Source organism: Undibacterium sp. Di24W, assembly GCF_049340325.1.
In the GTDB taxonomy this organism is placed as follows: domain Bacteria; phylum Pseudomonadota; class Gammaproteobacteria; order Burkholderiales; family Burkholderiaceae_D; genus Undibacterium.
Map to the genome: position 1 here is coordinate 180,459 of NZ_JBMPOP010000004.1, position 21,503 is coordinate 201,961.

General features: G+C 44.7%; 22 protein-coding genes. 8 read left to right on the forward strand and 14 right to left on the reverse strand.

Annotated elements, in window-relative coordinates; all coding sequences use genetic code 11:
• Nucleotides 1–64 precede the first annotated feature (64 nt).
• The 4 genes from soxZ to soxC all read right to left on the reverse strand — a co-directional run bounded on the left by soxZ (nucleotide 65) and on the right by soxC (nucleotide 3,480).
• On the reverse strand, nucleotides 65–376 hold the full coding sequence (gene soxZ / locus ACO0KZ_RS09955) for a thiosulfate oxidation carrier complex protein SoxZ (RefSeq protein ID WP_422995012.1): 312 nt from the start codon (nucleotides 374–376) through the stop codon (nucleotides 65–67).
• 94 nt (nucleotides 377–470) lie between these two features.
• Nucleotides 471–926 carry a thiosulfate oxidation carrier protein SoxY gene (soxY, locus tag ACO0KZ_RS09960; RefSeq protein ID WP_422995013.1) on the reverse strand — a complete coding sequence of 152 codons (456 nt, stop codon included), beginning with the start codon at nucleotides 924–926 and terminating at the stop codon, nucleotides 471–473.
• A 104-nt stretch (nucleotides 927–1,030) separates the two neighbouring features.
• Nucleotides 1,031–2,134, reverse strand: coding sequence for a c-type cytochrome (locus ACO0KZ_RS09965; protein ID WP_422995014.1), 1,104 nt, complete (start codon nucleotides 2,132–2,134; stop codon nucleotides 1,031–1,033).
• A gap of 11 nt (nucleotides 2,135–2,145) precedes the next feature.
• Nucleotides 2,146–3,480, reverse strand: coding sequence for a sulfite dehydrogenase (gene soxC, locus ACO0KZ_RS09970; RefSeq protein WP_422995015.1), 1,335 nt, complete (start codon nucleotides 3,478–3,480; stop codon nucleotides 2,146–2,148).
• A 331-nt stretch (nucleotides 3,481–3,811) separates the two neighbouring features.
• Between soxC and ACO0KZ_RS09975 the strand changes: the two genes are divergently transcribed.
• Nucleotides 3,812–4,387: a DUF302 domain-containing protein gene (locus ACO0KZ_RS09975; protein ID WP_422995016.1), complete on the forward strand. Its 576-nt coding sequence runs from the start codon at nucleotides 3,812–3,814 to the stop codon at nucleotides 4,385–4,387.
• Between the two features lie 108 nt (nucleotides 4,388–4,495).
• Here the strand turns inward: ACO0KZ_RS09975 and ACO0KZ_RS09980 are convergent, their stop codons facing one another.
• Nucleotides 4,496–4,837, reverse strand: a complete 342-nt coding sequence (locus ACO0KZ_RS09980; protein WP_422995017.1) for an ArsR/SmtB family transcription factor — start codon at nucleotides 4,835–4,837, stop codon at nucleotides 4,496–4,498.
• Between the two features lie 287 nt (nucleotides 4,838–5,124).
• Between ACO0KZ_RS09980 and ACO0KZ_RS09985 the strand changes: the two genes are divergently transcribed.
• Nucleotides 5,125–5,706: a hypothetical protein gene (locus ACO0KZ_RS09985; protein WP_422995018.1), complete on the forward strand. Its 582-nt coding sequence runs from the start codon at nucleotides 5,125–5,127 to the stop codon at nucleotides 5,704–5,706.
• A 167-nt stretch (nucleotides 5,707–5,873) separates the two neighbouring features.
• Here ACO0KZ_RS09985 and ACO0KZ_RS09990 read toward each other — a convergent pair whose 3' ends face one another.
• The gene (locus tag ACO0KZ_RS09990; protein ID WP_422995019.1) at nucleotides 5,874–6,047 is read right to left on the reverse strand and encodes a hypothetical protein; all 174 of its coding nucleotides are present in this window, start codon (nucleotides 6,045–6,047) and stop codon (nucleotides 5,874–5,876) included.
• A gap of 226 nt (nucleotides 6,048–6,273) precedes the next feature.
• Between ACO0KZ_RS09990 and ACO0KZ_RS09995 the strand changes: the two genes are divergently transcribed.
• Complete coding sequence (locus ACO0KZ_RS09995; protein WP_422995020.1) at nucleotides 6,274–6,915, forward strand: protein phosphatase CheZ; 642 nt, start codon at nucleotides 6,274–6,276, stop codon at nucleotides 6,913–6,915.
• A 116-nt stretch (nucleotides 6,916–7,031) separates the two neighbouring features.
• Here the strand turns inward: ACO0KZ_RS09995 and ACO0KZ_RS10000 are convergent, their stop codons facing one another.
• The 4 genes from ACO0KZ_RS10000 to ACO0KZ_RS10015 form a co-directional block, all read right to left on the reverse strand.
• Complete coding sequence (locus tag ACO0KZ_RS10000; protein ID WP_422995021.1) at nucleotides 7,032–7,259, reverse strand: hypothetical protein; 228 nt, start codon at nucleotides 7,257–7,259, stop codon at nucleotides 7,032–7,034.
• Between the two features lie 257 nt (nucleotides 7,260–7,516).
• Entirely contained in the window at nucleotides 7,517–9,151 is a 1,635-nt protein-coding gene (locus ACO0KZ_RS10005; RefSeq protein ID WP_422995022.1) for a serine hydrolase, read from the reverse strand.
• Nucleotides 9,152–9,227: 76 nt separating this feature from the next.
• The gene (gene lolD / locus ACO0KZ_RS10010) at nucleotides 9,228–9,914 is read right to left on the reverse strand and encodes a lipoprotein-releasing ABC transporter ATP-binding protein LolD (RefSeq protein WP_422995023.1); all 687 of its coding nucleotides are present in this window, start codon (nucleotides 9,912–9,914) and stop codon (nucleotides 9,228–9,230) included.
• Nucleotides 9,907–11,163, reverse strand: coding sequence for a lipoprotein-releasing ABC transporter permease subunit (locus ACO0KZ_RS10015; protein WP_422995024.1), 1,257 nt, complete (start codon nucleotides 11,161–11,163; stop codon nucleotides 9,907–9,909). Before ACO0KZ_RS10015 ends, lolD begins: the two co-directional genes overlap by 8 nt.
• Nucleotides 11,164–11,276: 113 nt before the next feature.
• On the opposite strand from ACO0KZ_RS10015, the gene ACO0KZ_RS10020 reads away from it, so the two are divergent.
• Together ACO0KZ_RS10020 and recJ are read left to right on the forward strand one after the other, a co-directional pair.
• Entirely contained in the window at nucleotides 11,277–12,332 is a 1,056-nt protein-coding gene (locus tag ACO0KZ_RS10020) for a hypothetical protein (protein ID WP_422995025.1), read from the forward strand.
• Between the two features lie 48 nt (nucleotides 12,333–12,380).
• Nucleotides 12,381–14,075 carry a single-stranded-DNA-specific exonuclease RecJ gene (recJ, locus tag ACO0KZ_RS10025; RefSeq protein WP_422995026.1) on the forward strand — a complete coding sequence of 565 codons (1,695 nt, stop codon included), beginning with the start codon at nucleotides 12,381–12,383 and terminating at the stop codon, nucleotides 14,073–14,075.
• On the opposite strand, the gene ACO0KZ_RS10030 is transcribed toward recJ, so the two are convergent.
• Both ACO0KZ_RS10030 and ACO0KZ_RS10035 read right to left on the reverse strand, forming a co-directional pair.
• Nucleotides 14,072–14,308, reverse strand: a complete 237-nt coding sequence (locus ACO0KZ_RS10030) for a helix-turn-helix domain-containing protein (protein WP_422995027.1) — start codon at nucleotides 14,306–14,308, stop codon at nucleotides 14,072–14,074. The genes recJ and ACO0KZ_RS10030 overlap by 4 nt on opposite strands.
• An 11-nt stretch (nucleotides 14,309–14,319) precedes the next feature.
• Nucleotides 14,320–14,829 (reverse strand): hypothetical protein, encoded by a 510-nt coding sequence (locus ACO0KZ_RS10035; protein ID WP_422995028.1) that lies wholly within the window; start codon nucleotides 14,827–14,829, stop codon nucleotides 14,320–14,322.
• A 203-nt stretch (nucleotides 14,830–15,032) separates the two neighbouring features.
• On the opposite strand from ACO0KZ_RS10035, the gene ACO0KZ_RS10040 reads away from it, so the two are divergent.
• Nucleotides 15,033–15,644, forward strand: coding sequence for a hypothetical protein (locus ACO0KZ_RS10040; RefSeq protein ID WP_422995029.1), 612 nt, complete (start codon nucleotides 15,033–15,035; stop codon nucleotides 15,642–15,644).
• A 97-nt stretch (nucleotides 15,645–15,741) separates the two neighbouring features.
• On the opposite strand, the gene ACO0KZ_RS10045 is transcribed toward ACO0KZ_RS10040, so the two are convergent.
• Both ACO0KZ_RS10045 and ACO0KZ_RS10050 read right to left on the reverse strand, forming a co-directional pair.
• Complete coding sequence (locus ACO0KZ_RS10045; RefSeq protein ID WP_422995030.1) at nucleotides 15,742–17,277, reverse strand: trypsin-like peptidase domain-containing protein; 1,536 nt, start codon at nucleotides 17,275–17,277, stop codon at nucleotides 15,742–15,744.
• 171 nt (nucleotides 17,278–17,448) lie between these two features.
• Nucleotides 17,449–18,093 (reverse strand): hypothetical protein, encoded by a 645-nt coding sequence (locus tag ACO0KZ_RS10050; protein WP_422995031.1) that lies wholly within the window; start codon nucleotides 18,091–18,093, stop codon nucleotides 17,449–17,451.
• Nucleotides 18,094–18,560: 467 nt separating this feature from the next.
• On the opposite strand from ACO0KZ_RS10050, the gene ACO0KZ_RS10055 reads away from it, so the two are divergent.
• The gene (locus tag ACO0KZ_RS10055) at nucleotides 18,561–18,932 is read left to right on the forward strand and encodes a hypothetical protein (RefSeq protein WP_422995032.1); all 372 of its coding nucleotides are present in this window, start codon (nucleotides 18,561–18,563) and stop codon (nucleotides 18,930–18,932) included.
• 267 nt (nucleotides 18,933–19,199) lie between these two features.
• A complete protein-coding gene (locus ACO0KZ_RS10060) occupies nucleotides 19,200–21,416 on the forward strand; it encodes a YgiQ family radical SAM protein (RefSeq protein ID WP_422995295.1) in 2,217 nt (738 codons plus the stop codon).
• Nucleotides 21,417–21,503: the final 87 nt, after the last annotated feature.

A 21,503-nucleotide genomic window follows, 5' to 3' on the forward strand; every position in this document is an offset into this window, starting at 1 on the left:
ATGAACAAAGAGAAAAATGAGCGAATTTCATTCACATTAAAAGCAAAAGCGAATGGCAAACTACTTATGCAATAGTAGCTTCATCGGTGCGTGAATCACCCTTATTATCTACCCAATTAAGCTGTACTTTCTCACCTTTTGCGCCGCCCTTAAATTTAAAAGCAAGATAAGGGTTTTGGGATACCGATTGACCCCACATACACTGCATCACAGTTTTGCCACCCGATGTCGCCTTCACTTCTTTAATAAAGTGTGCAGGAACAAGATTGCCTTGTGAGTCTTTGCGCATACCCCCCTCCATCGGGTGCGCCATTAAAACTTTAACTTCCGTCACGCCATTATTGTGATTTGCGCGAATTTTCATTGGATCTGCCATGGTGTTCTCCTTTTTGCTTCATTTATTTTGCGCACATTTGTGTGTGCTAAATTCGATCTATTCATGTGGTCATTGAACTTTTTTGACCAAACCATTAGCCGCCGCAGCCACCCAAAGTAACTTTGGTTTCTTTGCTTGCGCTAAACAGTTTGCCGCCTGCTTTGACGACAACCAAAACATTCGTGCTTTGACCCATCTTCAAACGGGTTTGAACCATGCTCTCGGTATCGGCTGGAATCATAAATATCGCTGCGAGCGGATAGGGATTTTTTTCCACAAAGATAAAGATTTCTTCCGTATTCGGAATCGTACTATTTACTGTGACCGGCACCACCGCACCGTTTTCGGCGATATCGGGTGAGGTGATCATAATGTCTTTACTATCGGCTGCGTTACCTCCGAGCACTTTTAATGCATCGGTCAAACTCTTGGCATCAAATCCTGAACGCAGGTCTGCGGCGACTGCCTGTTCGATGCTAATGACACCTGCCGCGAGCAATATGCCAAATGCACTTGCCGACTTCAATAGCGAACGACGTGTTGTATTCATAATGTCTCCTTTGTGTAGACCAAAAATCAGAATTACTCTGAAAAATTTATCGTAATTTTGTCAAACAATATCTTGAGTGAGCATAAGCTTAACTCACTATAGACTTACTTTGCACCTGCTACCAGCCAGGCCGCAATGGCTCTTACATCGGCATCTTTCAGTTGCGCCTGAGGTGGCATTGGAATTGCGCCCCAAGTTCCTGAACCACCTGCTTTTATTTTGCCAAATAGATACACCTCAACATCCGCTTTGGCTTTATATTTAAGCGATATTTCATTAAAGCCAGGGCCGACAATTTTTCCTTTCATGCCGTGACATGCGGTACAGGAGTTTTTAGCGAGCAAAGACTTAACATCCACCGCTGGCGCTTCGGCGCGCGATGTATTTTCTTTACTTACGGGCGTGACCGCTGAAGCGCTAACCTGAGGCGCGGAGATCGGCTTGGCTGTTCCATTAGTGTGCAATGCGGTCGGTGCGGGCAAGCTCGTATTTGTGCCGCGAACACCACCTACCTCACGATTTTGCTCCTGAATATTGCCATGCGCGTTTCGAGCAAAGTCGGGCAAGCTCGAACTAACATCTTCCACTTTGCAGTCTTTCATGCAGGCGATATTGTGAACATCTGGCTTGCCTTTGGTATCCCATAATCCTTCGAAGCGCACCAAACCATTTCGATTCGGCAGCTTTTGTTGAACTTCGCGAATATTTGCATCGGACAAAGTAAAATCCGAGGGAACCACGGCACTGAGATTTAAGATGTACGCGACTACAGCGTAGACTTCATCTGTTTGCAAAGATTTTGGCGCGGTCCATGGCATCGCCCGGTTGATGTAATCCCACATCGTCGATAGCTTAGCCAATTTCATCATTGTCGTTTTTTGCGCTACGCCCCCCTTGGCATTGGCAGCCACAATGCCATTCTTGATGTCTTCTTCCGTAGTACCTCCTACTAGCGGTGGAAATACTTCATTTAATTCGCCAAAAGAACCGTGGCAACTTGCGCATTTGGCTTCCCAAATTTGCTCCCCCTGGGCCACGGAACCTCGGCCTTTTGGCAAACCTTTAAAATCGCCACGGACATCGATGTCCCAGGCTTTGACTTCGGCCGGCGTTGCTTTACGTCCTATATGACTCCATGGTTTATCTTGAGAAAATGCGGTCGTTGCCAGCATCATCAAAAAACCAGTTAGAGCAATTTTTTTAAGCATGATTTTCTGCATCACGACACCTGTACGTTGGAAACTTCACCATTGCTGGAAACTTTCCATGATTGAATTGCATTATTGTGATAAATGGATTTCGTACCTCGTACGGCCCGTAATTGATTTAATTTTGGTTGTACATAACCAGTCTCATCAATCGCACGACTTTGCAATATGGTTGGCGAACCGTTCCAAACCCAATCGATATTGAAACGTGTCAGTGCTTTACTAAGTATGGGCGTCTCCAGTCTGGCGCTGCGCCAATTGCGACCACCATCTACACTGACGTCGACGCGCTTTAACTTGCCGCGTCCCGACCAGGCTAATCCAGTGATGTTATAGAATCCCTGATCCAACAAGGTTTGACCGCCAGAAGGCGTGGTAATCACACTCTTACATTCCTGCACGGAGGTGTATTGACGGTGCATGCCATTCGGCATCATGTCAATGTAATGTATGGTTTCGTCTTTTGTATCATAGCGCTCATCACCAACTTCAATGCGGCGTAGGTATTTGACCCAGCTCACTCCCTGCACACCCGGCACGACTAAACGCAACGGGTATCCATTTTCTGGTCTCAACATTTCACCATTCATGGCCCAAGCGACTAGCACATCATCCATCGCACGATCGATACTGATCGTGCGAGTCATACTAGAGCCATCTGCACCTTCCGCTAGTATGTATTTTCCTTGCTTTTTGTCGTAACCACACATTTCTAGCAAGGTAGAGAGAAGCACACCTGTGAACTCTGAACAGCTCAACATACCGTGCGTATACTGTACGGTCGGCAGGGCAACATTACCCCATTCGGCTCCCGTGTTTGCTCCGCATTCGATAAAGTGAATACGTGACACGCTTGGCAAACGCATTAAGTCATCCATGGTAAAAACACGTTCTTCTTTGACCAAACCGTTGATCATTAAACGATGCTCACTAGGATCGATGTCATGCCAGCCTTGATGGTGACGTTCAAAGTGCAAACCGCTCGGTGTAATAATGCCAAATAGTCCCTGTAATGGCGTAAAACTGACGGAAGCCTGAGAAACTCGAGTCAATCCAGGACTTTCTCGGCGTTGAAGATTTTTTTCCCATTGGGATGGCGTACCGTAGCCAGTGGAAGCAACAGGTTTCCCCAAAGTTTTACTATGTTCTGGCAGCTTGAGGATCGCATCATCATCGGTCGATTTAGCTTCCCCCGCGACGCTAGTCGCAACGCCTGCGCCTATCGCTAAAGCTTTCCCCATAAAGCCACGGCGCGCTTTGCGAGCTTCTTCAACGCGAGCATCATCAAGAAAACCTTCAGGTGCTTTAATGATACGGCCTATGATTTTTTGTAGTTCGTTCGACACCAGCTCACCTCTTGCAGGACAAATACATCAAAGCGAATAATTCGCTACATGCGCATATAATCATACATACATTGAAAAACCTCAAGTGCTTTTGGTTTTGCAGTGCAACAACGATGCTTATCGAAATCTTTCTGCCGTTGGCTCAGTGCGTATCGTGTCGTTTTTTTGAGAATGATGACGCAGATCCACGCTAAATCGCTTATAGTTTACTAAATAACTAATTAGCGATATAAGGATATATTGCTGCGAAGAGATGAAACATAAGCCCAATGCATCAAAAACTTAGCACGATAAGATTGATTCTGCCAAAAAATTACTAGGAGAACGCACTGTGAAATTTAATAAAACAATCAGATTGTCCATCCTAAGTCTCGCAACTATCGCCCTCCTAAGTGGATGTGGTACGATCAGCGCTGTCAACAATCTGGCAGAAGGTGCCGGATCAGAATCAATGAAAATGTGGGATCGGTGGGTCGATTCAAAAGGTGATATCGCCGTAGCCACTACTTGGGAACGCAAAGTAAAAAAGGGCGTAACGATAGAACAAATTGAATCATCTTTGCAGAACGTTGCAATTGAAGACAATATGCGCGCGGTAGGTGAGTTACCGCTATCTAAGGAATTAGAGGCGCGCTCAGGCAAAAAAGAAAAATTTTTGAAAGTCTACTCATACTGTTCACCAGCAACTGCACGCAAAATGGTAGATTTCAGCCCGCACATGGCGGCCTACTTGCCTTGCCGTATTACCGTTGTGGAAAAAGAAGATGGCCTTTGGATGTACACCTTAAACATGGACATGATGATTAAAATGGGGAGAAAATTGCCGGATGACTTGGCGCTTGATGCAATGAAAGTCCGAAATACCATTTGGAAAATGATGGAACAAGCTTCACAGGGAGAATTTTAACCAAGTTTCTTGATGGCGATGCACGCTATGATAGGGACAATTGACAAGAGACCTAGGCGCGGCGCATCGGCAGAAAACCTTGCCCAATTTAAATGCGCTGTGACAAAGCTACTGCGCATCCATTAGCGTCGTACTTAATCCCAAACGTTCAGAAATCTCGCCACAGACCGTTTGACACATGGTTAGGGTTTTTTGATCATCAATGCGATAGAAGACCTGAGTACCCTCTTTTCTCCTGGCCAGAATTTTTCCGCGATAGAGCAAGTTAATTTGCCGCGAGACGTTCGCTTGCGTCGAATCAACGGCAATCACAATTTCACCAACCGATTTTTCCCCCTTGCAAACAGAGTTGAGTATTTTTAATCGAGTTGGCTCACATAGCAAAGAAAAATAATTCGCAACTTCCTCGAACAATTCTTCTGTTTGTTCTTTACGCAAATTGTCGTTCACGGTTGAAAATCACTTTATAGTTAAGTATGGATAAACGATATTATAAAGTGTAGACCTCGAGCTTCACAGTTTTTTTGCCATGAAAGCCAACTTATTGTCAAAGACTCTATTCAACCACTTTTCCCTATAGGAATAAGCGGAAGCATGATTTTTTTCTCAATGAACTTTCTGGAACAAAAAGACTCGAATCCACTTGAATAATTGCTTCGGATACCGCGATGCAGCCCACATTGCTTAATCTTGGTGTGAAATTGCCTAGACCATATATTGATAAAGGAAGACACAATATGAAAATTCGCCACCTGCTCATAAAAAGCAGTTTCGCAGTTGCCGCCGTTATAGGAATTGGGGCAACGGCAGAAGCTGCAGACTCAACAGGTATGATTCAACAAGCTTCACCTGTCGTCACATCGTCCCCAGCAGCGCGGATTGCTGACGTTCAGTCAATTGATGGGATAGTCGCTGCACTTTATGATGTTATTTCTGGTGGTATAGGGCAGCCACGTGATTGGAATCGAATGCGTTCTTTATTTATACCGGAAGCTCGTATTATGGCAATTAGCCCTAAACGTGACAGCAAAGATCTTGGCTTAAGAATTCTGAGTATCAGTGACTATATTGCGAATTCTGGACCAGTACTGATAGAAACTGGATTTCGGGAAAAAGAAATCAGCAGAAAAACTGAGCAATGGGGTGAACTGGCACAAGTTTTTACCACTTACGAAACGGTGATGGATAAAGATAAGGCCACAAAACGTGGCATTAACAGCGTCCAACTGATGTACGACGGTACGCGTTGGTGGATTATTTCTTTATTGTTCGAAGCGGAACGTCCAACTTTGACTTTGCCAGAGAAATACTTGAATTAAAGTAAATGTGTGTTTGGTAATCAGCTTTAGATGTAAAACTGATTCATTGCATCTTAGGGATTTGCTAAAGACAAAGGGCGTTAAACGCCCTTTTTTTTGCATTCTTAAACCCACTGTATTCGCCAAGTTTATAATCGAATAACTTCTTCGTATTAAATATGCAAAACTTAAGAAGACGTAGGCTCACTCGTATCATCTTTTGGCGTGTCAGTATCTGAATCGTCTTGATCGCCCTCTGCTCCCGGACCTCGTTCAGCACGATTCTTTAATTTTTCTTCCTTCTTACGCTTTTTCGCCAGTTCTTTTTGACGTTTTTCGTATCCGTAATTTGGTGTGGCCACATTCTTCTTTCAGTTTTTTTAACACTGTAACACAGTGCAAGGCAGTTTCTTCGGTTTCAGTGCGATTCTAAACCGGAAGTATAGGAAAAACATGCTTAGAGAATTTGCTACAAAACAATATTCATTTATTGAATGATTCATTTTTATCATTTAGTATGGATTCAAATTTAATTCAATCCTACACACTCTCTATTACATCAATTAATCTGGACAATAAAGGCGGATCATGAGTTCTATACCTGCAAATAGCATCCCGGCACCAAAAGAAGAAGATCCCGAATTAATGTATAAGGGTTTAGGACATGTTATCCGAGCGTTGCACGATGCTTTGACCTGGGTCGGTGCAAATGAAGTTTTGGCAGAGGCCTCAATTGAATTCCCCTCCGCCCGTGAGCGCCTTAGTCATATTGCAGCACTTACCGAGCAAGCTGCAAATAAAGTATTGAATGCAGTCGAAGAAACCCTCCCCTTACATCATAAAATGACTAAAGATGCCGGTCAGTTATTAACAAAATGGGATGCCAATACGATTGCCACACTATCAAAAGAAGATTTGATAATACTTGCCGGACAAACGCGCGGATTTATCAGCGAAACCGAACAAACGAGTATTCATACGGAAAAAGCACTTTCAGAAATTATGATGGCCCAAGATTTTCAAGATTTGACTGGGCAATTAATCAAGAAAGTCATTACCGTGATAGAGCGAACAGAGAAAGATCTGTTAGCCTTGCTAATCAGTGGCGCACCAGAAGGTGCAATTGAGGAACATAAAAAAGACGATTTGCTGGCAGGTCCTGGCGCGATTGGCGGTGTCAAAATGAGTCAGGAAAACGTCGATGATTTATTGTCTGATTTAGGATTTTAAATAAAGTAAGCAAACGACTTAACAGGTTCAATATTATTCAAAATACCTAAATCAGCGGATATGAGCGCGTCATATTCTAAGAAATCGGCCAAGAATGCTTTAAAGCTGGGGGACTATCACCATCTCGCTTTTGACAAGATCACCAGCCATTTACGGAATAATAAAACCTCTAAATGGCCAGCTTGTATCCCTGTTGAGCAATCGATCACAGGGTTCACACGGTAGTGACGGTTTCTGAAATCTTTACAAACGAAAATTTCACGACGGCCGAAGCGCATCAAAAACGCGCTGGGCGAAAATTGCACGGTAAAACGTGTATCAAAAGATTGTTCTAAGTTAGTCATTTTGAAATCTCCATGAGTTTGATGTTGACCTAGCCAGTATTTACGTTTATTGAAGTGCTGTATGCACATCCAGTAGTTAGTAATGTAAATCAAAAATACTGTGTATGCAATCAGTATTTTCGATTTGTTTTTTTAGGCTCTTGTTTCTACTCAAAACCCACTTAAGAGTGCAAAAATAATAGAAATAGACTTGTATCTTAGTAGTTTCAAAAGGAAAGCGGCGCTTGGCACGCTCCACTATTCGTATAGATAGCAACTTACTTTACTGGCTTGAAATCAAGATCGTGGAAATCAAAACTGAAGTCAGTTGCGGGGGAAATCGCCTTCATCGTTAGACCATTTGGCTTACCCTCGGTATCCAAACTAAAGTTCGCAAAGGCATCGGCATTCAAACTTCTGTCATGCCATTTCACGACAAATGTATTTCCTTTGTAGAAGCGCATTTCACCCGTCAACGCAGGTGAACGTTTGGAAGCGAATATCATTTTGCCCTTCTCCAATCGAATGCTGATTTCGCCAAACCAATCGTCTTTATAGGTGCCTAGGTAATTACTGTAATCAACTTTTATGTTGACACTGACCTTTTGCTGCGCCTCTATCGCCTTCCAAATCTCGGCGACTTCCTTATCATTTTCAGTATTACGTTTGAGCAAGCGTTCATTGTATTCAGCGACACGGTCGACTGCCGGCATGCCGAAGTAACTATCTTTGATCGTATTTGTGATCGCATTGAAAGCAACACCTGCTTCTTGATTCGTCAGTACGATAATGCCAAGCTTCAATTCAGGAATCAAAGTTACTTGCGTCACCATGCCAAGTAGGCCACCTGTATGCGTTACTTGTTTATAGCCTTTGACATCACTCAGACCCCAGCCTATGCCGTATGCTGAAAAGTGTGTATTGTAAGGGCCAGTATTCGGGCCGGATTGCAAGATAGTTTGAGGCGACCACATGTCATGTTGTACACGTTCGCTAAACAGACGTTGTTTGTTCTCTGCGCCGTAACTACCTTTATTCAATTGCATGCGCACCCATTTACTCATATCAACGATATTGCTATAAATGCCGCCCGCAGCATTGATCACTTCATTGGGTCGAAATGGCACGACTTGCAATACGCCGTCTACCGGCACATGAGGATCAACCACATTATCGTGATTTTTAAGGCGTGTAATTGATGCCGCACTATCCTGCATAGCAAGCGGTTTCATAATTTTTTGTTCAATAAATTCTTCCCAACTCAAACCAGAAACACGTTTTACCACTTCGCCAGCAACGATATATAGATTATTGTCGTAGTCATACTTACTGCGAAAACTCGATACTTGCTTTAGGTAACGCAGATTATGAATGACATCTTTGAGAGTGAAATCGCTACCATCAGGAAAGAACATCAAATCACCTGCACCCAAGCCTAAGCCGCTGCGATGCGTCATCAAATCCATGATGGTGAATTCTTCGGTGACATAGGGGTTGTAGAGTTTGAATTCGGGAATGATGTTGGTCACTTTGTCGTTCCATTGAAGCTTTTTCTCATCGACCAAGATCGCTAGCGCCGCGGCAGTAAAGGCTTTGGAATTGGACGCAATACCAACTAAGGTATTTGCTTCCATCGGCAGCTTCGTTTTGATGGAGCGCACGCCATAGCCTTTACTATGAACGATCTGATCGTCTTTAATCACCGCCAGAGAAATGCCAGGCACATTAAAGGTTTTCATCGTTTTTTCAACTAAGGCATCAATCTGTGCGGCAGTGATGACTGTCGTTGGAGAGCTTGAGGCCACTGTTGCGGCCTGATTGCTTGATGCATGTGGCCTCGCAAATGCAACGCCATTAAGCATCACAACCGCACTCAAAAACAATATGCTCATTTTTACTGTGGAATTTTTCATAGTGTCTCCATCATTATTGTTAATCACCTGTGTACTTCATGCTTCGCACAGAGCAACGATTACGAGTACAGCAAGGTCAATCTTGAACCAAACCTTTCGAGGTCAAACGCAACACACGATCACAACGTTTCGCCAGCTCAGCATCGTGGGTCACAATCACAAACGCCGTGCCCAAAGTGCGTGACAACTCCAACATCAACGCAAATACCTGATCGGCAATGCCGCGATCAAGATTGCCCGTTGGTTCGTCTGCTAATACACAAGCGGGATTTGTCACTAAAGCGCGGGCTAAGGCAACCCTTTGTCTTTCCCCGCCGGATAATTCCCCTGGCACATGTGTTATTCGATGTTCCAAACCTACCTTTGCTAACATGGTCCTTGCGAGCGCATGCGCTTCGGCGCGCTTCATGCGACGGATTAACAGTGGCATGGCGACATTGTCTAGCGCAGAAAATTCAGGCAACAAATGATGGAATTGATAGACAAATCCTAGCGATTGATTGCGCAAATCACCGCGCGCCGTTTCACCCATATTGGCGAAATCATTACCCAATAAGTTGACAACACCTTTGCTCGGCGTGTCTAAGCCACCGAGCAGATGCAATAAGGTTGATTTACCTGAGCCTGACGCGCCGACAATTGCAACGCGCTCACCCGCAGCTATTGAAAAATCTACACCCTGCAATACTTTGACAGCCTGCTCGCCTTGACCAAAAGTCTTGGCTAGATTTTTGCAAGATAAAACAGTTTGAACTTTACTCATATCGCAGGGCCTCCGCTGGTTTCACGCGGGCTGCACGCCAGCTAGGATAAATCGTCGCCAGAAAAGCGAGTACAACGGCAATCGCACCAATTGTGTAAACGTCAGACCAGTGCAAATCGGACGGCAAACTGCTTATCACATACACTTCTTTTGCCAAAAATTGTATGCCCAAAACACGTTCGATAAATGGCACGATGACGTCGATATTGAGTGCGACAATGATGCCGGATATAACGCCGAGTGCCGTGCCAAATAAACCGACTAAACCGCCCTGCACCATGAAAATTTTCATAATCGACATGGGTGATGCGCCAAGGGTTCGTAAGATAGCGATATCTGCCTGTTTTTCAGTAACCGTCATGACTAAGGTCGAGACCAAATTAAACGCTGCTACTGCAATGATCAGCGTCAGAATAATGAACATCATGGTTTTTTCTGTCTTGACTGCGGCAAAGTAATTGCTATTTTGCTGAGACCAATCGCGTGTAATTAAATTGCCGCCTAAGGTGCGACTCAGTTCAAAAGCCACCTGCGGCGCTTGCAACATGTCTTTAATTTTCAAACGCACACCTGTTGGTCCTTCTTGACGAAAAAACTTCTGCGCATCAACGATATGAATGAATGCCATGCCAGAATCAAATTCATAATGGCCCGCTTCAAACACAGCAACCACGGTGAATGCTTTTAAACGAGGAATGGTACCTGCGGGTGTTAATTGACCTTCTGGTGCCGCCAAAGTCACCTTGTCGCCAATGCCAACATGCATGGCACGCGCCAAATCCACACCTAAAATAATGTTAAATGCGCCCTCACGTAAATCTGTTAGCTTGCCGCTTTTTACTTTGCTCGCGACAATAGATACTTTCGGTTCCTCTTCCGGCAAAATACCTCGTAGCATAGTGCCGCGCATAACACCATCGTTCACAATCATGCTCTGTGCATCAACATATGGCGCTGCACCAAGTACCGCTGGATTTTTTTTTGCTTCGGCTGCAGTGGCTTTCCAATCTGGGATAACACCACTGGCATCAAATACTTCGATATGCGGCAGGACTGACAGCATGCGGTCACGAACTTCCTTTTGAAATCCATTCATCACCGAGAGCACGATAATCAAAGCGGCGACACCAAGTGCAATGCCCGCCATGGAAATTAAGGAAATAAAAGAGATAAAGCTATTACGGCTACTGCGTCGCCCTGCCCGCGTATAGCGCAGACCGACTAGCCATTCAAAAGAGAGATTTTTCACGAAACGGGTAATTCCATTCAAAACATAGGGAAGGAGAAATCCAAGTGGCCACATAGTAACCAATTACAAATCAACTATGTGAATAGTGAGGATTTTTCTAACAGGGCGCTAGTTTGCCATACAATGACGGTATGAGCTATTTAGAAATTATTTTACCTTTCGGTATCCCTCCACAATCACTCGCCAAAGAGTTGATCAAGCAGATGCGAACTCCGTCCCTGGCAACTTTGCTCGGACACGCGCGAACTACTGCTTTGCATGAGTTCGAAGAATTATCCAGGCAATTACCCCATGAATATTGGCTGACGAAGGATTTCGACAGCACAAGTCATCCAACGTTGGTGAGTGATCAACGCAGTACTAGTCCCGCGCTTACGCATTTTGCTATGCAACAAGCTGGGGTTTTGCCTGATGACGGCTATTGGTTCACTTTAAGTCCGGTGCACATCCATGTGGCCCGCGACCATTTGGTGATGACCGATCCACGGCGCTTACATATCAGTGAAGCGGAATCGCGCGCCTTGTTCGCTGCTGCTGAAGGTCTTTGTACCGAATTGGGGTATCGCTTAATCTATGGCGATCAGCAAACCTGGTTCCTGCGAGCTGATCAGTGGCAAAACTTGTCAACCGCGAGTTTGACCGCTGCGTGCGGGCACAATATGGATATTTGGATTGCCAAAGGCGAGCACGAAGTTGCGTGGCGCAAACTACAAAACGAAATACAGATGCAATGGCATATCCATGCTGTTAATCAACAACGCGAAGAACAAGGGCTCAACACTATTAATTCAGTGTGGTTGCATAGTGGCAGTTCAAGATTGCAAGTTCCCAACTACGCGTTTGGCATTGCCCAGATCCAGCAAGCATTAGCCGCACCCGCGCAATTTCATGCACAAGGCGTAGTCTTGGAAGATCTGACAGAAGTTGCTTTAAACAATGACTGGGGTAGTTGGTTGGCTGCAATGAATCAACTCGAACAATCCTGTTTTTTGCCAGTTTTGCAGGCTTTAGAGTGCAAAAAAATAGTAGCGACAAATCTGATATTTAGCGATGCGCACCGCCTCAACGTCTTTGAATGTAAAGCACCAAAAGCTTGGAAGTTTTGGCGCAAAGTATCCTTGCAACCCTTACTTGAGCTAGCAGGTACCACATCAGATTCTAAGCGCTAATCGTTGCCTAGCGACAGTATCGACATAAACTTTATCATTGAACTTTCTATGACACGCATCAGTACCCGTTCTTATCCATTTCGCCAAGCCGAAATGCTCAAACAAAGTGGTTTGCATCCCGTGTTGGCACGCTTATTTGCCGCCCGTGGCATTCAAGCTGCGGAAGAGCTGCGTACTGAACTACCCGCCTTAATTCCCCCAACCCAACTGCTTCATAGCGAGAAGGCGGCCGTCTTTCTTGCAGATGCAATTGCTGCAGGGAAGAAGCTGGTCATTGTTGCCGACTATGACTGTGATGGTGCAACCGCCTGTGCGGTAGGTCTGCGCGGTTTGCGTATGCTGGGAGCGAATGTCGATTACATCGTACCGAATCGTTTTGAGTATGGTTATGGGCTAACGCCAGAAATCGTCGAACTTACTGCGCGTGAAAAAGCACCCGATATTATTGTCACTGTCGATAATGGCATTGCCAGCATAGAGGGTGTTGCGGCGGCTAATGCGCGTGGAATCCAAGTCGTCGTGACTGATCATCATTTGCCAGCTGATAGCTTACCGCAAGCAAGTGTGATCGTGAATCCGAATCAACCCTTCTGTGATTTTCCTAGTAAAAATCTGGCAGGTGTCGGGGTCATGTTTTATGTCTTGATGGCCTTGCGTGCCGAATTGCGTCAACGCGGTGTCTTCGAGCAACAAAATCAACCTAAGCTTGATACCCTGCTTGACTTGGTAGCGCTGGGTACCGTTGCCGATGTCGTCAAACTAGATCCGAATAACCGAATTCTTGTCGCACAAGGCTTAAAACGCATGCGCGCGGGTCGGATGCATGCAGGGATTGCCGCACTATTTCGTGTCGCGGGACGTGAGCCACGCCTTGCCAGTCCTTTCGATTTAGGATTTGCGGTAGGGCCTCGATTGAACGCTGCGGGTCGTTTAGCGGATATGTCTTTGGGTATAGAGTGTTTAACTACCGATGATGAAGGTCGTGCTTGGCAAATTGCACAAGAACTCAATAGCATCAATGCCGATCGCAAAGACATAGAAAGAGAAATGCAAGATGTCGCCCTGCTCCACCTCGATGATTTTCAGGCGCAAGAAACGCATACTATTACGGTATTCGACGAATCCTGGCATCAAGGCGTGATCGGTATCGTCGCATCGCGTCTAAAAGATAAATTCTTCCGTCCCACAATTACATTTGCACCGGGAGACGAAGGTTTAATTAAAGGCTCGGGACGCTCGATTCCAGGCTTTCATTTACGTGATGCACTCGATCTGGTATCAAAACATGCGCCTAGCCTGATACAAAAATTCGGTGGGCATGCAATGGCGGCGGGATTAACCATCCGTGCCGAAGATTTTGCTGCATTCCAAACAGCCTTTGAGGTAGTCGGTAAGTCTTGGTTACGCCAAGAACAGTTAGAACGCATCGTCGAAACTGATGGTGTCTTAGAAGAAGCCTATTACACGACCGATTTTATTGAATTGCTCGATAGCCAAGTCTGGGGTCAAGGGTTTGCGCCGCCGATCTTCTGCGATGAATTCAAGCTGGTATCGCAACGCATTCTAAAAGAGCGTCATCTGAAAATGGTCTTGGAAAAAAATAACATGCGCTATGACGCGATTTGGTTTGGTCACACAGATAGTTTTGCAGAGTCGATCAAAGTCGCATTCAGGCTAGACGCGAATGAATACAATGGCGTTACTAAAGTGCAGTTATTGGTGGAGCACGTAGAGCAGGCCTAATCCTCATCTGTCAGATGTAAGTCGGCATGGTCGATGTCGTAGTCAAGAATGTCAGCGGGCTTGCAATCTAATATCAAACAAATTTTTGCCAAGGTAGTAAAGCGTATGCCGCGCACTTTCTCGGTACGCAGCATCGACAACTGGGTTTCAGACAGTCCAATTTGTTCTGCCAATTGCTTCGCCCGCATTTTTCTGCGGGCTAGCATGACGTCTAAGTTTACGCGAATAGGCATCTAGGGTAACCTTAAACAAAACTGTCAACTTTGTCTTGCAGGCTTTGGGCACGCTGTGACACAAATTTAAGTATCAAACCTATCATTCCTATCGTCACGGCTTCAATATCCCAATGCGTTTTGACTGAGCGCGAGCCTTGATTAATCCAGGCTTCGATCGTCGGCACAAACAAGATAGCCGCCATCGCTGCATACATCAAATTGGCGCCTATCGTTTGCAAACACTTGAGTGAGTCATGATCAAAAGATTTGCTGTGTTCAAATTTCTTTAAGAAATTGGCTGCAGCCCATAACGCACATAAATATGTGACAGGCACCAAAAGACCTGTCCAAAAAAATGGCAGTTTCAATGACATCATCAAAGTATTGAGTAAATCAAAATTGCCGCCCAAGGTATACACTGGAAGCAATTGAGCGCCCCTATCTATCATTAAATTCAAAGCAAAGACAACTATCATAACTTTGATAAATACAGTCAATTTGCCTGCGCCGACGGTAGTAGTACCATTATTTGGATTCATCACTATCTCCGAGTAATATGAAATGAAAAATATCGTTAAAACGCATATTAATTTAAGTAAAACTTAAAGTATATCGTTTTATTTTGGTATAAAATCTGAGTTAGAATTGAGAAAGCTGTACGAGTGACAAGGTTTTCTGCTCGGTGGCTAATGATTACTTCAAAAAACCAAACACGAGCCATCCCAATTTGACTGGAATCCTGATGCGTAAACTTACCCTATTACTCACCACACTTTTATTACCATTTAGCATTGCGAGCGCTCAATCAAATATCAAGCTGAGTACGTCCAATGGTGTCGAAAACGAAGATTTGATGAATGTGTTACGGTTTCAAGGTATCAATTACACCAAAGTGAAATTTACTGGGACCGATTTGTGGGGCAAAAATTTTAAGATTTATCTACGCGACTTTAATCAAAACAAATTAGTGAAGACCTATGAGATTTTTGATTCTACCGAAGATGAATTTTTCAAAGTTAAGGAGCAAGAGTTTGCTTTCAACGTTTTGGTGCAACGCACCGCCAACAACAAAGCGAAATTTGATTTTCGTTTCTTAGGTTTTGGCGTGGTAAAAGAAATTGCTTTGGGAGCAGACCAAAAAGATTTCATGCTAAAGAGTCTGCAAACCGAAAACAACGAAACATCGATCTCACTCAATAAAACACAAACCATTTTGAGTTTTATGACGCCTTACCAAAGTAAGAATGGCGTGATCAAATATATAGATGTCAATCAGACCGGTGCCACACCTGAAGAATTAGGAAAAAAATTCAAAATACCGCGTTATTTTTTAATTGATATTCGCTTTGATTAAAGATAGTGCTTGATTCAGTTATTCAGTTTTAAATCGAAAAAAAGCACCGATAAAAATTCGGTGCTTTTTACTTTTAAACTGCACGACCAGTTAGTCTCTATTTGGCATTCCAGATCGCCATCATATCGGCAGATCCTTGTGAGCGAATCCCGTTATCCGACAAGATTCCTTCTGTTTCGGACATCATCGCTTTGCGCGGCAACACCATCGTTTCGCCATAGCGTTGGTCATAATGAATGACGACTAGTTCATCTTTCAAATCACGCAATAAACCAACCAGATGCTTCAAGCTTCTTACCGGCGTTCCATTAATCGAATAAATTACCGAGCCAAATCGGTTGCTGTACCCAGTAACCAACTTATGTGGAAAAAACGGAGAGCTGACTACGACTAACTCTTCGCGTTCTTTGGTCGGTGCCGCACCACGTAAGGTGACCAAGGGGCTAGCGTTATAGGCATAGCCATTCAATGCAGGCGCATTATTACTCAGAAAGCTTAAGTATTCGACTGTGGCCCGTGAAAAAACTATAGGTCCATAAATAAAATAAGACGGGTAGCCTCCTTGCAAATCAGAAATCAAATGTGGACGCCCTCCATACACTTGCGCCTGAATCTTCATCATTTTCCCAGCGCGAACTATGGTCAAAGGAACTTTGCCTTGTTGGGCAATTTGCTGCACTTTGTACTTAAACATTACACGCACATTTGGCTTTAATTTCACCATACATTGATTATCAATCGGTGTATCTCCGATATGCGTAATTACATCCCACTCTTTCAGTCCATTTTCTGCGTTCGCTTGGTAGGGCAAATGAATAATGCAGCCCTCTACTGATTTATCGAGCTTCAGATAGTCGCGCACGGTGGGATTTTCAAAGGTTTGCGTGACATCCAACAAGATAGGCTTGCCATCGTATTTTTTGTCTGCGATATCCTTTAAGAACAATTCTATTTCTTCATTGGGAATGATGTAACCAATATTTTGCGCATTCATCAATCCAGAAAATGCTAGTCCTATCATTTTGTCGGCGGCGATCACCGGACCACCGCTATTACCCGGATTAATCGCTGCATCGATTTGTATACGCAAACCACCGACACTACCATCGTAATCAACGAATTCAATTCGTGAAACGATACCTTTGGTAATAGATAAAGAATTGCCGCCTGTCGGATAACCATAGGCAAATACGGCGTCGGTAATTTCTGGCAATTTATTGCTGCGCTGAACTGCCGCATGCGTATCAAAGAACTTATCGTCATCGAGCTTCAATACCGCCAAATCCATACCGCGCGAAATGGCAACGACAGTCGCGGAGACTTTATCGCCTTCCTGCCCCGTTTGCACTTGAACTTGGCTAGCGTATTCCACCACATGTGCATTGGTCAAAATGCGACGCCCTTCTATCACCACGCCCGAGCCTGTCACTTCTTGCGGCGAGGCTTTACCCCAAGGCTTGAAAGGATCAGGACCGCGCAAAGTCGAAAACACCTTAACGACTGACTTCTCTAGATTGTTGGTGGAATTTTGAGGAGCGGATTTTGTAGCACCACTTGTAGATTGCGCTTGCGCTACAGAACAAGAAAGACTCACAACAGAAACAGAAACAGCAAGTAATAGAAATTGAAGCACTCGAGAAAATCTTTGCATAATCTAGTGAAGTAAAAAAATGAAGTATCAGGGCAAGTTATTAGCACCACATTGCGGGAATGCATTATATAGGTGCATATCTATCAAGACAGGGAATACTTATGACGCTATGCAGCAAAGCCTCTAGATTCCTGAGACTTTGCCAGCAAACGATTACTTTTCGACAGTATCTGGACTCAATGTCTTATCCGAAATACCGCCAGGCACTGGCTCTAAACGGCAGGCTCTGGCATGCGCCACACCCTTCAAGTAGGAACGACGGACGATACCAGCCATCCCCGCTGCAGCAACTTCGCGTGCATGACTATCAGCGCCAGTCAGACGTCGCACCCAAGCACGAAACGGCACAAATCCTTCCGTAAAACTTTTCAATGCATTTACTGTGGCATTCCCCAGTTCTCGCTCTACCACATTGCCATTGGCATCGAGTTTGACAGCGTCTAAGTCCGGTCCTAGTACAAAGTCCAAGCCTTGAATTTCCGTCGTAAACCAAATGCAGCCAGCATCGGGGGGGAACGCATACGGTGCTTTACGGGCACTTATCAGCACAGCTGGAATCTCGGTACGCATCAAATTAAAATCGCTAAGCGGCGAAGTGATCGCTGAACCTACGCGAGAATCAAAACCCGCGTCAGCCTCTGCTTTACTTTTTGTGCCGACTTTGTCGTTAGCAGAATTTGGTACTTTAGTTTGTTCAGCGGCTTTATCTACCGACACTTGCTCAATCTTATGCTTGTCTCCAGTATTGGCGCAGGCGCTTAAACCTACGACAAAAAATATGCATCCTATCGTTTTCATGCTTGTTTGCCAGCTCTGCTGTCTTTCACGTAAAACTCTCATCTGTTTCACTTTCTCACCTGTATTTATCAAAATTCTGTAAGGCTTTTTGTTTGAACTTTACCTCACCAAGCAATTTTCATTTTACCAACATTAAGAAGATTGCAGTAATTAATCGACGCTTCAATTCTTGATAATGCGGCTTTTCCTAAAAACCCCGAATGAAATCTGGATATCAACAAGAAATCACTCACTTCAGCATAGGCGGTTTAAGCGCGCCCTGTCCTCTCTTTATAGGCGTTTTTTTGCATTTAATTCCCCCCATATGACACTTCGTCGGATTTCGGACCTTGTTCTTCAAAAAGAAACCTACAGTGTCCATGTCGCTCAGCGTATCAAGACTTTCAAATGTTAAGCGATCAAAGAACAGCTTTTTTTATTACTGCAATTTATTGCCTTCGTATCCAATCTACTTAAGAGAGAACATCATGAAACTTTCCAAATACCTCCTCCTTTTCGGCGCATTCAGCATCGCGGGTTCCGCTTTTGCAATGAATCCCGATGTCGATACTACGGTCACAGTCAAAGGCACACAAAAAATTCAAGCAAGTTATGTTGGTCCCGATGACTTTCGTGAACTCGGCGGCAGCTACTTACTTGACAACGGCAAAACATTAACGATTACGCAAAAACAAAGCCGCTACTATGCGGAAATCTCTGGTCAAAGTGTGGTCCAAATTATTCCTCGCAGTAACTTTTTATTTGTAGCTGCGGACAATTCCATCAAACTTCAATTTCAAGCGGTAAACGATGGTAAATCAACCAAAGTTAACGCGACTTATAGCGAAACACTCAATTAATTTACAAACAATTTGCGGTACAGGATTTACCGTTTTGCCACCACCAAATTAGAAACCAAGCCGAACCAGAAGATTGATTCCTTGCATTTCTGAAAAGGTGGTGGATCAACAGCAAAAGTAACTCAAGTGCAATAAACACGCACACGCAGGCGAAGCCCCCCGGATTCAGGTAAAATCGCGACCATGAATCCTGCACCGAAAAATCTATTTGCTTCACCGCGCTACCGCCCCGATGTTGGCGGAAAAAATGCCGCGCCTTTTCTCCCTATGTCACGTGCCGAAATGGAGGCTCTTGGATGGGATAGTTGTGATGTTATCCTCATCACGGGCGATGCCTATATCGATCACCCAAGCTTTGGCATGGCATTAATAGGTCGTTTGCTGGAACAACAAGGTTTTCGTGTTGGGATTATCAGTCAGCCTGATTGGCATTCTGCTCAAGATTTTCGTGCATTAGGACGGCCCAATCTGTATTTTGGTATTACTGCTGGCAATATGGATTCCATGGTGAATCGCTACACTGCAGACCGTAAAATTCGCTCTGAAGATGCGTACACTCCGGATGGTGATCCCAATAAGCGCCCTGATCGCGCTGTCGTCGTTTATGCGCAAAGAGCACGTGAAGCGTTCCCTGAAGTGAATGTCGTGATTGGCAGTATCGAAGCTAGTTTGCGTCGCATTGCACATTACGATTATTGGTCGGACAAGGTAAAACGTTCAGTGTTGCCCGATTCCAAAGCCGATCTTTTGTTATTCGGCAATGCCGAACGCGCAATCGTCGACCTCACGCACAGACTCGCTGCCGGAGAGCCAATCAAGGCGATCCGTGATTTGCGCGGTACTGCATTTATGACACCATCGAATTGGTTGCCAGATACAGACTGGACTGAAATTCAATCTATCAAGATAGATACACCTGGCAAGATAGAAGTACATACCAATCCGTATGAAATGATGCCGGAGAAAGATGCCAAGTGTTCCACTGGCGCGGTTGATGCAAACGCTGGCATTACTAATACTGCAGCGCAAGTCCCTGCGCCAGATGCTATCAAGCAGCAAGCGATCCGTATTATGAGTCGTGAGGAGCGCCAGGCGATGCTGCGCGACAAACACAATAAGTCCGTAATCCGCTTGCCGTCTTTTGATGCGATCAAAGATGATCCAGTAATGTATGCGCATGCATCTAGGGTATTCCATCTGGAAGCTAATCCTGGGAACGCCAAAGCACTTTCACAAGCACACGGTGAGCGTGATGTATGGATTAATCCACCACCATTACCATTGGCTATGGATGAAATGGATGGCGTATATGACCGTGCTTATGCACGCGCACCGCATCCTAGTTACGGCAAAGCGCGCATCCCTGCTTGGGAGATGATCCGTTTTTCCGTGAATATTATGCGCGGTTGTTTTGGTGGTTGTACTTTCTGTTCAATTACCGAGCATGAAGGCAGAATTATTCAGAGTCGTTCTGAACCTTCGATCTTGCGTGAAATTGAAGAAATTCGCGATAAGACCAAAGGATTCACTGGCACCATTTCTGATCTCGGTGGGCCAACCGCGAACATGTATCGGCTCGCTTGCAAAGACAAGAAGATTGAAGAATCTTGCCGTCGCTTATCCTGCGTTTATCCGGGTATTTGCAGCAACCTAAATACTGACCACAGCAAACTAATTTCGCTCTATCGCAAAGCGCGTGCGATTCCTGGCGTGAAGAAAATCCTCATCAGTTCAGGCTTACGTTACGACCTCGCAGTACGCTCACCAGAATATGTCAAAGAGCTGGTCACGCATCACGTGGGCGGTCTGTTAAAGATCGCGCCGGAACATACTGAAACCAATACTTTGTCTAAGATGATGAAGCCTGGTATCGGTGCGTACGACGAATTTAAAGCGATGTTCCATAAGTATTCCAAAGAAGCCGGTAAAGAACAGTATTTGATCCCCTACTTTATCGCAGCACATCCTGGCACAACCGATGATGACATGGTAAATCTGGCTTTGTGGTTGAAGAAAAATGACTTTAAGCTAGATCAAGTACAGACCTTTATGCCTACGCCTATGGCGCTGGCCACCACCATGTACCATACCCGCAAAAATCCGCTAAAAAAAGTTACAGCGGATTCTGAAGTAGTAGAAACCGCTCGCTCAGGGAAAATTCGAAAATTCCACAAAGCCTTGTTGCGCTATCACGCACCGGAAAATTACGAGGTCGTCAAAGAAGGTCTACTCCGCATGGGGCGTGGGGATTTGATTGGAAGCAGCGAACGTCATCTGATCCCATCACGCGCACCTGTGGTAGCAAGCTTGGTAAGTGCGGGAACAGTTCCGATTAAACGTGGCGCTGCACCCAAGTTAAATACTTTTGGTAAAAACTCCGCGCATAGGCTGGCATCCAAAGTCGCTCCAAATACTGCCAAAACTGGTTTATCTTACAATTCAGCCAAACCGAAGAAATCGGTGGCTAAAGCGGGCAGCCGATAATTTCTTCAAATAACTAGGCTAATTTAGTTTGGCAATATACTGAAATTCGCTTACACGACATCAAAATTGACAACTAATTTGGAATTT

What these genes read in the sequence shown, in the direction of transcription:
- soxZ (WP_422995012.1), bottom strand. Translation starts at nt 376, where the DNA reads ATGGCAGATCCAATGAAAATTCGCGCAAATCACAATAATGGCGTGACG.
- soxY (WP_422995013.1), bottom strand. Translation starts at nt 926, where the DNA reads ATGAATACAACACGTCGTTCGCTATTGAAGTCGGCAAGTGCATTTGGC.
- ACO0KZ_RS09965 (WP_422995014.1), bottom strand. Translation starts at nt 2,134, where the DNA reads ATGCTTAAAAAAATTGCTCTAACTGGTTTTTTGATGATGCTGGCAACG.
- ACO0KZ_RS09985 (WP_422995018.1), top strand. Translation starts at nt 5,125, where the DNA reads ATGAAAATTCGCCACCTGCTCATAAAAAGCAGTTTCGCAGTTGCCGCC.
- ACO0KZ_RS09995 (WP_422995020.1), top strand. Translation starts at nt 6,274, where the DNA reads ATGAGTTCTATACCTGCAAATAGCATCCCGGCACCAAAAGAAGAAGAT.
- ACO0KZ_RS10000 (WP_422995021.1), bottom strand. Translation starts at nt 7,259, where the DNA reads ATGACTAACTTAGAACAATCTTTTGATACACGTTTTACCGTGCAATTT.
- ACO0KZ_RS10005 (WP_422995022.1), bottom strand. Translation starts at nt 9,151, where the DNA reads ATGAAAAATTCCACAGTAAAAATGAGCATATTGTTTTTGAGTGCGGTT.
- lolD (WP_422995023.1), bottom strand. Translation starts at nt 9,914, where the DNA reads ATGAGTAAAGTTCAAACTGTTTTATCTTGCAAAAATCTAGCCAAGACT.
- recJ (WP_422995026.1), top strand. Translation starts at nt 12,381, where the DNA reads ATGACACGCATCAGTACCCGTTCTTATCCATTTCGCCAAGCCGAAATG.
- ACO0KZ_RS10030 (WP_422995027.1), bottom strand. Translation starts at nt 14,308, where the DNA reads ATGCCTATTCGCGTAAACTTAGACGTCATGCTAGCCCGCAGAAAAATG.
- ACO0KZ_RS10035 (WP_422995028.1), bottom strand. Translation starts at nt 14,829, where the DNA reads ATGAATCCAAATAATGGTACTACTACCGTCGGCGCAGGCAAATTGACT.
- ACO0KZ_RS10040 (WP_422995029.1), top strand. Translation starts at nt 15,033, where the DNA reads ATGCGTAAACTTACCCTATTACTCACCACACTTTTATTACCATTTAGC.
- ACO0KZ_RS10050 (WP_422995031.1), bottom strand. Translation starts at nt 18,093, where the DNA reads ATGAAAACGATAGGATGCATATTTTTTGTCGTAGGTTTAAGCGCCTGC.
- ACO0KZ_RS10055 (WP_422995032.1), top strand. Translation starts at nt 18,561, where the DNA reads ATGAAACTTTCCAAATACCTCCTCCTTTTCGGCGCATTCAGCATCGCG.
- ACO0KZ_RS10060 (WP_422995295.1), top strand. Translation starts at nt 19,200, where the DNA reads ATGTCACGTGCCGAAATGGAGGCTCTTGGATGGGATAGTTGTGATGTT.